The sequence below is a fragment of the Mannheimia haemolytica genome, assembly GCA_900638155.1.
GTDB classification, from domain to species: Bacteria; Pseudomonadota; Gammaproteobacteria; order Enterobacterales; family Pasteurellaceae; genus Mannheimia; species Mannheimia glucosida.
Genome location: LR134495.1, coordinates 1,698,721 through 1,712,519 on the forward strand (window position 1 = coordinate 1,698,721; position 13,799 = coordinate 1,712,519).

The window sequence follows — 13,799 nt, forward strand, 5'->3', positions numbered from 1 at the left end:
TTATTTCAAAACTGTTCATACAAGGAAAACAAATGAAAAAATTATTTAAAATGACTGGCTTAGCGGTAGCTTTAGCCGCTACAACAGGAATCGCAAATGCTGCAGATACAATTGGTTTTGTAGACCCAAGCTATGTATTACAAAACCACCCTGTATTATTAGATGCTTCGGCAAAATTTGATAAATTCATGAAAGAAAGCCAAGAAAAATTTGCTGCTGATGAAAAAAAATTAGCAGATGAAAATAAAACCTTAACGGCTGAGCGCAATAAAATTAATGAAGATGCTCAAAAATTACAAAATGAACAAAAAAATGTAGAAGCTTCTATCAAGAAAAAAGTTGCAGCATTAGAGAAAGATGCACCTCGCTTACGTTCAAAAGAGATTCAAGCACGTCAAAATGCGATTCAAAAAGAAGCAAACGCATTCCAAGCTAAAGTAACAGCAATTCAAAAACGTGAAGCTGATTTTGCAAAAAAAGCAGAAGCCTTCCAGAAACGTGCAGATGAATTCCAAAAACGTATTGAACAAGCAAATAAAGAAAATGGTGGCATTAACCCACAAGAAGCGCAAAAACAAGCGGTTGATGAAGTAAATGCAACCATTAAAGAGATCGCAAAATCGAAAGGTTACACTTTAGTATTACAACCACAAGTAGCACTTTATGCTGAAGATGAAGGTAAAGATATTACTGAAGCAGTACTTGATGCTATTGTTAAAAAACATCCGGAAATTAAAATAGAAAAACCTGCAACTGAAGCTCAACCAGCTACAGAAAAAGAAACCAAAGCTGAAGAAACTAAACCAGAAGAAGCGAAAAAATAATGGCAAATTTCCGTTTAATTGATTTAGCGGAGCATATCGGCGGTACTCTTAGGGGTAACGCCGATTTGGCTATTCAAAGTATTGCTGCTTTAGATAAAGCCGACAGCTCGCAAATTACCTTTATCTCAAATGCAAAATATCGGGAAAATTTGACCGCTTGCAATGCTGGAGCTATTATCGTCAGCCCGGCAGATGTGGAATTTTGCCGAGCAGATCAAAATCTTATCATCGTTGCCAATCCGTATGTTGCTTATGCTCAACTGGCTCAATATATGGATTCTACTCCGAAAGCAGCGAGCGAAATCCACCCAAGTGCGGTGATTTCACCTGAAGCTAAACTGGGTAATAACGTATCGGTAGGGGCAAATGCCGTTATTGAAAGTGGCGTAGAATTGGGCGATGATGCCGTGATCGGTGCAGGCTGTTTTGTGGGAAAAAACAGTAAAATCGGGGCAAGAACCCAACTCTGGGCAAATGTTTCGGTATATCACAATGTACAAATCGGTGCTGATTGCTTGATTCAATCCTCAACGGTTATCGGGAGTGATGGGTTTGGCTATGCGAATGACAAAGGGCAATGGATTAAAATCCCACAAACCGGTGGTGTGATTATCGGTAATCGTGTTGAAATTGGTGCTTGCACTTGTATTGACCGGGGTGCATTAGATCCAACCGTAATCGAAGATAATGTGATTATTGATAACCTTTGCCAAATCGCCCATAATGTACACATTGGTTTTGGCACTGCCGTTGCCGGCGGCGTCATTATGGCAGGCAGTCTGAAAGTTGGTCGCTTTTGCCAAATTGGTGGAGCAAGTGTTATCAACGGTCATATGGAAATCTGTGATGGTGCCATAATTACCGGTATGGGCATGGTTATGCGCCCAATTACAGAAAAAGGAATTTACTCATCAGGTATTCCATTACAAACTAACAAAGAGTGGCGTAAAACCGCAGCACTTGTAATGAATATTGATGAAATGAATAAACGCTTAAAATCGTTAGAAAAACGTTTTAACGATTAATTTTATTAGAGGTCTTAAAGTGACAGAAATGACAACTGAAAATCGTGAGCCAAATATTATTGAAGTAACCGAAATTATGGATATGTTACCGCATCGCTACCCTTTCCTGTTAGTTGATCGCGTAACCGATTATGAAGAAGGGAAATGGTTAAAAGCCATTAAAAATGTAACCTTCAATGAACCTTGTTTTACCGGGCATTTTCCTGGCGCACCAATCTTCCCAGGAGTATTGATTCTTGAAGCAATGGCTCAAGCAACTGGCGTATTAGCCGTTGCCACTTATGGTAAGTTAAGTGAAGACGAACTCTACTATTTTGCTGCAATTGACAATGCTCGCTTTAAGCGACCGGTTGTGCCGGGTGATCAACTTCAACTTGAAGTTGAATTTCTTAAAGAAGTACGTGGTATTACTAAATTTACCGGTAAAGCATACGTTGATGGCAAATTAGTCTGTGAAGCAGATTTAATGTGCGCTCGCCGTAAATAATTCGATATAAGCCCAAACTAGAGGGAACAAACTATGCGTCTAATTGATTCAACCGCAAAAATTAGCCCGCTTGCCATCATTGAAGAAGGTGCTGAAATTGGCGCTCACGTTGAAATTGGTCCATTTTCAGTCATCGGTAAAGATGTCAAAATCGGGGCGAGAACAAAAATTCACTCAAATGTTGTCATTAACGGTATGACTGAAATTGGTGAAGATAACCATATTTTCCAATTTGCCAGCATTGGTGAAATTAATCAAGATCTAAAATACCAAGGCGAACCAACCAAAGTGGTGATCGGTAATCGTAACCGTATTCGTGAAAGTGTTACTATTCACCGAGGTACAGTACAAGGCGGTGGCGTGACGAAAATCGGTGATGATAACTTATTTATGATCAACACCCACATCGCACACGACTGCTCTATCGGTAACCGTTGTATTATCGCCAATAATGGTACGCTGGCAGGTCACGTTACCCTAGATGATTTCGTGATTGTGGGAGGAATGTCCGCCATTCACCAATTCGTTGTGATTGGTTCACACGTTATGCTTGGAGGCGGTTCAATGGTCAGCCAAGACGTACCGCCTTATGTCATGGCACAAGGTAACCACGCACGCCCATTTGGTATTAACTTTGAAGGGTTAAAACGTCGTGGCTTTGATAAACCAACTATGCACGCTATTCGCAAAGTCTATAAACTGATTTACTCCAGCGGAAAAACATTGGAAGAGTGCCTAGTAGAAATTGAGCAAATTGCAGCAACAGAACCTGCAATTGCTATTTTTAAACAATTCTTCAAACGTTCTACCCGTGGTATTATCCGTTAAGAAACGAAACCCCGAAATCAATTCGGGGTTTGTTTTATCAAGCGACCGTCGAACCTTTCAGCAATTTTCGGATCCAAGCTCGATTTGGACTAAGGTTATGCCAAATATCTTCACTCATTGGCACAGGCTCATTTGTAATCAAACTCGCAAGCAACTCACCTAAAAGTGGCGCTGTCGTCAAACCTCGAGAAGATAAGCCGTTTACCATATACAGATTGGTAAAAATGTCGGCATTTTCGACCGCTTGTTTCCGCCTTAGTTGGTTATATAAATTAGCGTATTGGCTTTTTTGCTGCTCAAAATGATGCACTGCCCCAACCATCGGTACACGATCACGAAACGCCGCACGAATACCGACTTTGGCTTTATTTTCAGATAAATCAATTCCTTTCGTCCACTCACAAGCGGTTACATTTTGCTGAAGTTTTGCAATATTCTCCCAATGCTCCGATAAACTAAACTCGGTTTCTGCATTATCCCGAATATGGCTTGCTCCAATGCAATGTATGCCCGAAGTAGAAATCGGCGTTAAATAACCATCATAACAAAGCACGCACTTCAATTTTTGTAATTGACTTGTAGTCGGAATTTGGCTCACTTGCCCTCGCACCGGATACAACGGAATGCCATTTGCTTGGCTAAATTCATTCAACGTATGCCCATTTGCCAGCACAACCGCTTGGTGTCGAACCGTTTTTCCTTTTGCTTGCCATTGCCACATTCTATTAGAAAAGGCTAAATTCTCAACTTTGTGATTCAATACAATCTTCAAACCTTTCTGCTCCAACCAAGCAAAGCCATTTCTAACAAGTTGTACCGGTGAAAGCCAACCACCTTGTGGAATAAATGCTCCCTTGTTTAGCACGCTTAAGCCTAATTTGTCGCTTAATTCTGCCGCTGAGCAAGATTTTAATAAGGTCTCATCAGCCGTCTGCTCCGCTATTTTTTCCAGCTTTTTAGCCGTTTTCTCGTTATAGGCATAAAGCACTACTCCACTTAAATTATGCTCAAACTCAATATTGGATTTCAGTTGTTGTAAGCGTTGCAACGCATAATCAAAACTATGAATATAAAATCGCACATTTCGCTGGTCATCATCACTCAACTGCGGATAAATCGCCCCTTGTAAATTGCCTGAAGCATTCATTGCCAAGGTTTCATCTTTACAATACAGCGTAACTTGCTTGCCTTTTTCTAACAGCGATAACGCAACGAAGAAACTCGCTACTCCACCACCAATAATCGCAATGTCATCAGCGGTTTCATTTTTGGCATAAAAATAGGGGTAATTAGGCTCGGAAACTTGGCTATCTAACGGTTTCTCGCCCCAAAGCATTTCTCGTTTTTTGCCAAATCCTTTGCGTTTTTTCACTGCAAAACCTGCGGCTTCCAGCCCTCGTCTGACCATACTTGAGGCGGTAAAAGTGGCAAAGCTACCGCCATTCGCACTTAATCGAAACATTTGGCGATATAACTGTTCGTTCCACATTTCGGGGTTCTTATCAGGCGAAAAGCCATCTAAAAACCAAGCGTCAATCGTGCCGCTATAAAGATCGCCTAATTGGGGTAAGTTTTCAGCGATCTCACCGAACCATAAATCTAAATAAACCTGCTCAAAATGATAACGTTGGCAACCTATTTGGCGAGGCTGCCAACAAGCGGTTAAATTTTCAGATAATGTTGCAAATTGCGGATAGCGTTGGTGAATATCAGCTAATTGGCTAGCCGTCAGAGGAAATTTCTCAAATGAAATAAAATAGAGCCGTTGTAGTTTACTTTGCGGAAATGCTGCCCGAAATTGTTGGAATTTGTCAGCAACGGCTAAAAAATTCAAGCCCGTGCCAAAGCCGGTTTCCGCAATAACAAAAGCCTCTTTCGGGTGAGATTGCCACTTTTCCCACAGTTGGTTACCTTCTTGAAACACATAGTAACTTTCCGCCAAACCATCTTGGGTGGAAAAATAAATATCATCAAATTGCGCCGACACCGGTGTATCTGCATCATTAAATGTAAGTGTCGCAAAAGTCAGTTTACCCATCATATCCCCTTAAAAAACAAAACACGGAAAACCTCAAGATTTTCCGTGTTTCACACCAGTTCAATAGTACCAATATTAGAAAATGTTGCTGGCAAAAATAACGATCATACCAAGTGCGCCTACAACCGTTAGCATTGAATAACCAAAAGTACCCATTTTACAATCCTCATTGTTAATTATGATTAAAACCGCTTCATTCTAGCATAATTTCAATCGCTTTGAATCCTATGCTTGAATAATTTTGCTAAAACAAGCGGTCAATTTTTGCAAATCTTTTACGCCTTTGGCACTTTCTACGCCGGAATTTAAATCTAAGCCGGCACAGCCTTGAGCAAGGGCTTGCTCAATATTCTCAGTGCCAATGCCACCTGCCAATAACGCTTTTTGTTTTAAGACCTCCGGAATCAACGCCCAATTAAAGGTTTTGCCTGTGCCGCCTTGCTGATTGCCTACTTTGCTGTCTAGCACATAACGGGCAATCTGCGGATTATCGGTAAATGCCACGTTTTCAGCCTCCACATCAACCGATATGGCTTTCCAGATTTGGGTTTTGCTACCCAGCTTTTCTGCCAACTCCGCGATATATTGCTCATCTTCTGAACCGTGTAATTGAACCGCAAATAATTCAAGCTGTTTTGCCATTTTTTCCACAAATTCGACAGCTTGATTTTGGAACACCCCCACATAACGCAACGGTGCATTCACTACCAATTCTTGGGCTTGGCGAAGTGAAAGCTGGCGAGGCGAGCCCTCGGCAAAAATCAAACCGCCATATAATGCCCCCTGCTCATAAACTGCTTTCACATCTTGCACACGGGTTAAGCCACACACTTTGTTTTCACCAAAAATCACCGCCCGCACCGCATTATTAAGATCCGCACTTCCCATTAAACTGCTACCAATTAAAAAAGCGTGGACATACGGCTTTATGTTTTTCACTTGCTGGTGATCGTTAATGCCCGATTCTGAAATCAAACAGACATCAGCCGGAATTTGGGCTTGATATTTTTCCACCAAACGCACAATGCGGTTCATATCAATCGTGAGCGTGTGCAAATCACGGTTATTAACGCCAATTACCTTCGCCCCTAAGGCTAAGGCACGTTCAAATTCAGCCTCCGTGCTGGTTTCAGTCAAAACGCCCATTCCCAGCTCGTGAGCCAGTGTGGCAAGCTCACGGTAGGTTTTATCATTTACTACCGACAACATCAATAAAATCGCATCAGCATTATAAAAACGGGCAAGGTAAACCTGGTATGCCGAAATCATAAAATCTTTACACAAAATCGGCTGCGTGGTTTGTCGTTTAACTTGATCGATATAACGGAAATCACCTTGGAAATATTGCTCATCGGTTAAGACCGAAATCACCGAAGCATAATTTTTATACACTTGAGCAATACTGTCTAAATCGAACTCAGCACGAATTAACCCTTTTGATGGTGAGGCTTTTTTGCATTCTAAAATATAAACCGGTTCTTGGTGTGTGCCTTTGGCAAGAGCCGCATAGAAATCACGGTCGCTTTTTACAATTTTGTGCTGAAATTCACTTAACGGAAAGGCTTGCTCTTTTTGTGCCACCCAAATGGCTTTATCTTGTACGATCTTTTGTAAAATCGTCGGTTGGTTTGGTTGAGCGTTATCTTGAACGGTATTTTGCATATAAATTCCTAGAGCGAAATCGGTTTGAATGGTAAAATCTGCCCTTATTTTTACCCGAAAAAGTCTCATTTCACAAGCAAAACTAAGATGAAATCACAAGTTATACAGCATTTATCTGATTTAGAAATCTCCCTGAGAGTTAATCAACTTTGGGAGGCGACACCACCAAGCCCTGAAGCCTTAGCCAATGAGCAACCTTTCTGCGTGGAAACCTTAATCCCAACCCAATGGCTACAATGGATTTTTATTCCCAGAATGCGAGCCATTTTAGATGCAAATGCTGATTTACCTCGCAATTTTGCAATCACCCCTTATTTAGAAGAGGCATTGAAAAACGAAGGTTATTTACAAGCGATTTGCGAACCGCTATTAGGCTTGGAACAGTTGTTGAAAGATTAACTTCTCTCTCAGTTCTTTTATTAATCTGACAAATTCGTTGATAGTGCCAGCGTCCACGCTGGTACTAATTTTAACGGTTAATTAATCAAAATTTGGCACAAGCGAGGACGCTTGCGCCATCATAGAGATTTGATAAATTATACTTAATGTATTATGACCTTAGATATTTTATACCAAGACAACTCGCTTATCGCCATCAACAAACCTGCCGGAATGTTGGTGCATCGTTCTTGGTTAGATAAACACGAAACGGTGTTTGCAATGCAAACCCTGCGGGATCAAATCGGGCAACACGTTTTTCCGATTCACCGCCTTGACCGCCCAACCTCGGGTGTGTTGCTTTTTGCTCTCAACAGCGAAACCGCCCGAATAATGAGCGAGCAGTTTGAACAACACCTAGTACAAAAAACTTATTTGGCGGTGGTGCGTGGCTATTTACAAGGTTCGGCACAAATTGATTATCCGCTTAAAGTGATTTTAGATAAAATTGCGGATAAATTTTCACAAGAAAAAGAGGCACAAGCAGCCATTACTGATTATAAAGGCTTAGCAACAGTTGAAATGCCTTACGCTGTCGGCAAACACCAAACCGCTCGTTATAGTTTGGTTGAACTTAGCCCTAAAACCGGACGGAAACACCAGCTTCGCCGCCACCTGAAACACCTGTTTCATCCGATTATGGGAGACAGCAAATATGGCGATTTGCACCAAAACCGTGCTTTGGCGGAGAGATCGGGCGTAAGTCGTTTGATGCTACACGCTCATAAATTGCAATTTCAGCACCCAGAAACCTTGCAAAAAATCGAGATAATTGCACCGCTTGATGAGCAATGGCAACGCCTCTTTACATTTTTTGACTGGAACTTTACCCAATTTTGTTAGACAAAAGGCATATTATATGGATAATTCACTTTTATCACTGACACACGAGCAGCAACAAGCCGCCGTAGAAGAAATTCAGCAACTGATGTCACAAGGCATCAGTGCCGGCGAGGCAATTCAAATCATTGCCAATAAATTACGCCAACAACACGCACAATCGGAGAATCAAAAATGAAAAAATTAAGCACCTTGCTTACTCTAGTCATGGCAGCCGGCTATGCCACTGCCGCAGCAGACAAACCTGTCGTAAAACCCATCCCTTTTGAGGGAAAGCCAGCAGTTGCATTACAAGTGTTTGACATGAGTGGCAAAGTAGCCCGCCCCATCCAAGGCAACACGCTTTCTATCAGCAAAAAACAAAATCGCCTCTGCTGGGTAAGTGTCAATATTCCGCTACAGGGCAAGGTAAATATTGTAGAAGCATTCTATGCCCCGGCAGCACTAACATTAGTTTCACCGGGCTCACAATTTGATTCATCTGCTGATAATAAAAACCACACTATTGTGACTTTAGTAGAAAGCAACAATAACCAATCTGTAAGCCGTTGCTGGAGTTTTGACCAAACCGATCCGATTGGAAAATACAAACTGGAAGTGCAAATCAAAGACCAAGTGTTCAAAGGTTTAGCATTTGAAATCACTAAATAACTTAAAAGCCACAGAGTAACCCTCTGTGGCTTTTTGCTAAATCATTGTTTTTAAATTGGTTAAATTGTGCAGCAAATAATCTTTACTCTTCACAAAGGCTCTCGCCTGTTGCCAGCTGCTAAATTTTTGCTGAGAGGATTGACTAAAACGTACCAGCACTTCTGAGTTTTCATTGCCAACACGAATAAAATCAGCCAATAATTGAGCTAATTTTTCACTATTTTCCCCCACCATTGCGGTTACAATTTTTTGCTCAAATTTAACCGCTTGTCCGAGCAAATAACCTCGCTGGGCTTTGCTTAAATTGCTCAACCACATCCCATCCGCTTTTGGCATTGCCTCAACTAAGGTAAACAAATCGCTCAGATTTCCTTGCTTGATTTCAAATTCCAATTCACAAATCGGCTCTTCACCAAAATGATTTTTAATAATGCCCTGATCTAACGCTACCTCAATTTCAGACTGCCCTACTTTCACCAACCAAGTTTTACGGATGAAATCGGTGCTGAAAGTCGCTTGCAGGCTTTCTGCAATCTGCTTTGAATTTTCAAACGGCAACCTGTATTTTTCCACTAATGTCTGAAAATCCGGCTGGCTATTGGGTAAGGCTAAATTATATTCCGGGCGAATATGCAAACCGCCTACAATTTCCCCTTGCGTTTTTAGTGTGATTTCATATTGTTGATTCACAGAACGCACTCGCAACCCCATTTTTTGTGAGGCAAAAAATTGTGCCGGCGTATCATAATAGGTGTTGCCTAACAATTCCGTTTGATGAGCAAGCACAGGGAATGGAGTGGTTTGATTCAAGTAGTTTTCCACTAACGCCACATTCTGCGGTTCCAACATTATTTTCAGTTCGATTTCTGCTTGTTTTTGGTTTTCCATTTCACACGCCCCTGCAACGTTGTATAATCAAGCGGTTATTTTATCAATAAATTTTGCAAAATGTTTTCAAAAATTCACCACAAACTGAATAACTTTGTCCAGCGTGGACTCGACAACCACTTAAGTCTTGCCGTTACCGGCTTAAGCCGTAGTGGCAAAACCGCGTTTATTACCAGCTTGGTTGATCAGCTTTTGCATATCAACAAAGGTGGTAATTCGCATTTAAACCTGTTTGCGCCGGCACGCCACGGGCAGATTCTATCGGTAAAACGCGTTGAGCAAGGGGATTTAACTATTCCTCGTTTTGAATATGACAAAAACCGGCAATGTTTTGAAGCCCAGCCACCCTGTTGGCCAAATTCAACTACCGGCATCAGCGAAATTCGCCTTGCAATTCGCTACCAACGGCAACATTCTCTGCTGCGTCATATTAAGGAAACCGGCACGCTTTATTTGGATATTTTCGACTACCCGGGCGAATGGTTGCTAGATTTACCCCTGCTCTCCCTTTCCTATAAAGAGTGGTCGCAAACGCAACAAAATGTGCATAAAGATGAGCGTGCAGAGCTTGCCACGCCTTGGTTACAAGCGGTTAAAAAAATCGATCTTTTTGCAAAAACCGATGAAAATTTACTGGCAGAACTCAGCCAACAATACACCGATTATTTGCTCGCCTGCAAAGCTCAAGGCATGCAATATATTCAACCGGGGCGGTTTGTACTACCAACCGAAAATGCCAAAGGTGCACCGGTTTTCCAATTTTTTCCGTTATTAGATTTAAGCGAAACGGATTGGGAGAAATTGGAACAAAGCGACAGAAACAGTGTTTTCCATACTCTCAAAAAACGCTATGAGCATTACCAGAAAAAAATCGTCAAGCCGTTTTATGAAGATTACTTCTCGCAATTTGACCGCCAAGTGATTCTGGCAGACTGCCTTACGCCGTTAAATTATGGCTACAATGAATTTATGGAAATGAAATTGGGGTTACAGCAACTGTTTAAACATTTCCATTATGGCAATCGTTCCCTATTCCACCGCCTGTTTTCATCAAATATTGACAAACTGCTGTTTATCGCAACAAAAGCGGATCACATTACCAGCGACCAAGTGCCAAATTTAGAAAGCCTAATGCGACAATTAGTACAAGAAGGTGGAAGACACGCGGAATTTGATGGCATTGAAACCGGCTATTTAGCGATTTCCTCAATTCAAGCGACCGATGCGGTGAAAGTGACTCAGCAGGATAAAGTTATTAAAGCGATAAGAGGGATTCGTTCCAGCGACAGAAAACAAGTCACGCTCTACCCCGGCACAGTGCCAAGCCGTTTACCGGATAAGCATTACTGGCAATTTAACCGTTTTGAATTTGATCAATTCGAGCCCAAACAAATTGCCTACGACCAACCGATTCCACACCTCAGAATGGATTCAGTGCTACAATTTTTATTGGCGGATATGTTTGAGTAATTACAAGCGGTGATTTTTCTCTGGTTTTTTGCAAAAAATTCAGCAAATTTGACCGCTTGTAAACCTTTCCGCCCTTTGGTTGTTCACTGTTTAGCTTGTTTAGGGTAGAATTTAAGGAATTTTTATAAGACTTTTAAAATTATGGCAAAAAAACCTAAAGTTGCATCAAATACGATTGCATTAAATAAACGTGCCAGACACGAATATTTCATTGAAGATGAAATTGAAGCCGGCTTAGAGCTACAAGGCTGGGAAGTCAAAGCATTGCGTGCCGGCAAAGGCAATATCAGCGATAGCTATGTGATATTTCGCAATGGCGAAGCTTTCTTGTTTGGGGCAATGATTACGCCTTTGAATATGGCATCCACTCATATTGTCAGCGACCCAACCCGCACCCGAAAACTTTTACTGAATAAACGTGAGTTAGACTCACTGTTCGGTAAAGTCAATCGTGAAGGTTATACCATTGTTGCCACCTCAATGTATTGGAAAAATGCGTGGGTGAAAGTAAAAATCGGCTTAGCCAAAGGTAAAAAACTGCACGATAAACGTGAAGATATTAAAGACCGTGAATGGCAAGTGGCTAAACAGCGTATTATGAAAAATGCCAATCGTGGCTAAATGAATAATTACTCTCTCCCATAAAGAGAGAGTGAAAAACAAATTTAAACTAAGGAACATAAAATGATCGACCAAAACCTACTTCGTACCAATTTAGAAGACATTGCTGCAGCTCTTAAAATCAAACGTAATTTCATTTTAGATATAGAGCGAGTAAAAACCCTTGAAGAACAGCGTAAAACGCTACAAGTTAAAACCGAAACCTTACAAGCAGAACGCAACACTCGCTCCAAAAACATCGGTGCGGCAAAAGCTCGTGGCGAAGATATTTCAGCTTTATTAGCCGAAGTAGATTCAATGGGCAATGAATTAGACACGGCAAAAGTAGAATTGGATAAAGTACAGTCAGAAATCCGTGAGTTATTGCTTTCTGTACCAAACTTACCGGCAGACGAAGTACCACTCGGTAAAGACGACAGCGAGAACTTAGAGGTATTACGTTGGGGCGAACCACGTCAATTTGACTTTGAAGTTCAAGATCACGTTACCCTTGGCGAAAACTTAAACGGTTTAGATTTTGCTGCCGGCGTTAAATTAACCGCCAGCCGTTTTGTAGTGATGAAAGGTAAACTTGCCCGCTTACACCGTGCATTATCTCAATTTATGTTGGATCTACACACCGAGCAACACGGCTATGTGGAAACTAACGTGCCATTTTTAGTCAATCACGATACCCTTTATGGCACAGGTCAGCTACCAAAATTTGGCGAGGATTTATTCCATACCCAACCATTAACAGGACAAGATCCAAACGAGGTGCAACGCCCATTCGGTTTAATTCCAACCGCTGAAGTGCCGGTAACAAACTTAGTGCGTGATGAAATCATTGATGAAGACAGCTTGCCACTGCGTTATACCGCTCACACCCCTTGTTTCCGTGCGGAAGCCGGTTCTTATGGGCGTGATACTCGTGGTTTAATTCGTATGCACCAATTTGAAAAAGTGGAAATGGTGCAAATTGTCGCCCCTGAAAAATCAATGGAAGCCTTAGAAGAATTAACCGGCCACGCTGAGAAAGTATTACAACTTTTAGGCTTGCCATACCGTAAAGTGCTACTCTGCACAGGTGATATGGGCTTTGGTGCAGCAAAAACCTACGACTTAGAAGTGTGGCTACCGGCACAAAACACTTATCGTGAGATTTCTTCTTGCTCAAATATGTGGGATTTCCAAGCCCGCCGAATGTCTGCCCGCTGCAAAGCCAAAGGCGACAAGAAAACTCGCTTGGTTCACACCTTAAACGGCTCGGGTTTAGCGGTTGGTCGTACACTGGTTGCTGTGCTAGAAAACTACCAAAATGCGGACGGTTCTATTACTGTACCTGAGGTGTTAAGACCTTATATGGGTGGTTTGGAAGTAATTGCAGCTTAATAATTAATAAATGAAACCAATCTCAGAAATGGGGTTGGTTTTTTTGTTTATGGAGGCTATATGGCAAGACGTAGAAAAATAAAAGGTTCAGGCAATATAGGGGGCTTTATGCTAATACTCTTCGTTGCCAGCGGACTATCTAAATGTATTGGTGGAGATTCCAAAGAACCTTTAAAAGGGAGCTCTACACAAACTCAATCATTAGTGCAATCAATAGATACACCATCTAAACCAGCTCAAAATTCATCTCTAATAAACGATCAGGAAAAAGAGAAAGATGTTCTTATATCTACAAAAGAGATCCCCTTAAATTCAAATAATCAAAAACAAAATTATTCTAAGAAAATAAATCACCCAGAATCAGCCAAAACATTATCTACTTCACAAACTAAAGTAAAACCAAAGACAAACACAAAACAACTAAACTCTAGAAATACTCAAAAGCCAGCAACATCATTACAATGTGGGGGAAAACGATATTGTTCAGAAATGAATAACTGTGCTGAGGCTAAATTTTATTTACGCCAATGTGGCATAAAAAGCTTAGATAGAGATCGAGATGGAATACCTTGTGAGTCAATATGTGGCTAATAGCAAAAATTTGCAAAAAACCAGCTAAATTCCACCGCTTGCCATTCAAAAAAAGGCGTTTTTGC

Annotated in this window: 14 protein-coding genes and 1 pseudogene; 12 read left to right on the forward strand and 3 right to left on the reverse strand. The window is 41.3% G+C overall.

What is annotated here, in order from left to right:
• The first annotated feature begins 32 nt into the window (after window positions 1–32).
• From EL242_RS08370 to lpxA, 4 genes are read left to right on the forward strand one after another with little or no spacing between them, the layout of a single operon-like run.
• Window positions 33–824, forward strand: a complete 792-nt coding sequence (locus tag EL242_RS08370; protein WP_021280403.1) for an OmpH family outer membrane protein — start codon at window positions 33–35, stop codon at window positions 822–824.
• On the forward strand, window positions 824–1,849 hold the full coding sequence (gene lpxD, locus EL242_RS08375; RefSeq protein ID WP_006248429.1) for a UDP-3-O-(3-hydroxymyristoyl)glucosamine N-acyltransferase: 1,026 nt from the start codon (window positions 824–826) through the stop codon (window positions 1,847–1,849). The genes EL242_RS08370 and lpxD overlap by 1 nt, the downstream gene beginning before the upstream one ends.
• A 28-nt stretch (window positions 1,850–1,877) precedes the next feature.
• Window positions 1,878–2,336 (forward strand): 3-hydroxyacyl-ACP dehydratase FabZ, encoded by a 459-nt coding sequence (gene fabZ / locus EL242_RS08380; RefSeq protein ID WP_006248428.1) that lies wholly within the window; start codon window positions 1,878–1,880, stop codon window positions 2,334–2,336.
• Window positions 2,337–2,369: 33 nt separating this feature from the next.
• On the forward strand, window positions 2,370–3,164 hold the full coding sequence (gene lpxA, locus EL242_RS08385) for an acyl-ACP--UDP-N-acetylglucosamine O-acyltransferase (RefSeq protein ID WP_006248427.1): 795 nt from the start codon (window positions 2,370–2,372) through the stop codon (window positions 3,162–3,164).
• A 37-nt stretch (window positions 3,165–3,201) separates the two neighbouring features.
• Here the strand turns inward: lpxA and mnmC are convergent, their stop codons facing one another.
• Window positions 3,202–5,202: a bifunctional tRNA (5-methylaminomethyl-2-thiouridine)(34)-methyltransferase MnmD/FAD-dependent 5-carboxymethylaminomethyl-2-thiouridine(34) oxidoreductase MnmC gene (gene mnmC, locus EL242_RS08390; protein ID WP_126302213.1), complete on the reverse strand. Its 2,001-nt coding sequence runs from the start codon at window positions 5,200–5,202 to the stop codon at window positions 3,202–3,204.
• 225 nt (window positions 5,203–5,427) lie between these two features.
• Entirely contained in the window at window positions 5,428–6,864 is a 1,437-nt protein-coding gene (gene trpCF / locus EL242_RS08395; protein ID WP_126302214.1) for a bifunctional indole-3-glycerol-phosphate synthase TrpC/phosphoribosylanthranilate isomerase TrpF, read from the reverse strand.
• An 87-nt stretch (window positions 6,865–6,951) separates the two neighbouring features.
• Here trpCF and EL242_RS08400 point away from each other — a divergent pair, with 87 nt between their 5' ends.
• The 4 genes from EL242_RS08400 (at window position 6,952) to EL242_RS08415 (ending at window position 8,793) form a co-directional block, all read left to right on the forward strand.
• Window positions 6,952–7,263: a YqcC family protein gene (locus EL242_RS08400; RefSeq protein ID WP_126302215.1), complete on the forward strand. Its 312-nt coding sequence runs from the start codon at window positions 6,952–6,954 to the stop codon at window positions 7,261–7,263.
• Window positions 7,264–7,416: 153 nt separating this feature from the next.
• On the forward strand, window positions 7,417–8,145 hold the full coding sequence (gene truC / locus EL242_RS08405; RefSeq protein WP_126302216.1) for a tRNA pseudouridine(65) synthase TruC: 729 nt from the start codon (window positions 7,417–7,419) through the stop codon (window positions 8,143–8,145).
• A 16-nt stretch (window positions 8,146–8,161) separates the two neighbouring features.
• Window positions 8,162–8,320 carry a YoaH family protein gene (locus tag EL242_RS08410; protein WP_126302217.1) on the forward strand — a complete coding sequence of 53 codons (159 nt, stop codon included), beginning with the start codon at window positions 8,162–8,164 and terminating at the stop codon, window positions 8,318–8,320.
• Window positions 8,317–8,793 carry a hypothetical protein gene (locus EL242_RS08415; protein WP_126302218.1) on the forward strand — a complete coding sequence of 159 codons (477 nt, stop codon included), beginning with the start codon at window positions 8,317–8,319 and terminating at the stop codon, window positions 8,791–8,793. Before EL242_RS08410 ends, EL242_RS08415 begins: the two co-directional genes overlap by 4 nt.
• Before the next feature lie 36 nt (window positions 8,794–8,829).
• On the opposite strand, the gene EL242_RS08420 is transcribed toward EL242_RS08415, so the two are convergent.
• A complete protein-coding gene (locus EL242_RS08420) occupies window positions 8,830–9,681 on the reverse strand; it encodes an inorganic triphosphatase (RefSeq protein WP_126302219.1) in 852 nt (283 codons plus the stop codon).
• Between the two features lie 60 nt (window positions 9,682–9,741).
• Here EL242_RS08420 and EL242_RS08425 point away from each other — a divergent pair, with 60 nt between their 5' ends.
• The 4 genes and pseudogenes from EL242_RS08425 to EL242_RS11620 form a co-directional block, all read left to right on the forward strand.
• Complete coding sequence (locus EL242_RS08425; protein ID WP_126302220.1) at window positions 9,742–11,151, forward strand: YcjX family protein; 1,410 nt, start codon at window positions 9,742–9,744, stop codon at window positions 11,149–11,151.
• A gap of 141 nt (window positions 11,152–11,292) precedes the next feature.
• Window positions 11,293–11,772 (forward strand): SsrA-binding protein SmpB, encoded by a 480-nt coding sequence (smpB, locus tag EL242_RS08430; RefSeq protein WP_126302221.1) that lies wholly within the window; start codon window positions 11,293–11,295, stop codon window positions 11,770–11,772.
• 63 nt (window positions 11,773–11,835) lie between these two features.
• Entirely contained in the window at window positions 11,836–13,143 is a 1,308-nt protein-coding gene (gene serS, locus EL242_RS08435; RefSeq protein ID WP_126302222.1) for a serine--tRNA ligase, read from the forward strand.
• Window positions 13,144–13,605: 462 nt separating this feature from the next.
• Window positions 13,606–13,734 (forward strand): annotated as a pseudogene (locus EL242_RS11620) (excalibur calcium-binding domain-containing protein); the annotation flags it as partial.
• Window positions 13,735–13,799 lie beyond the last annotated feature (65 nt).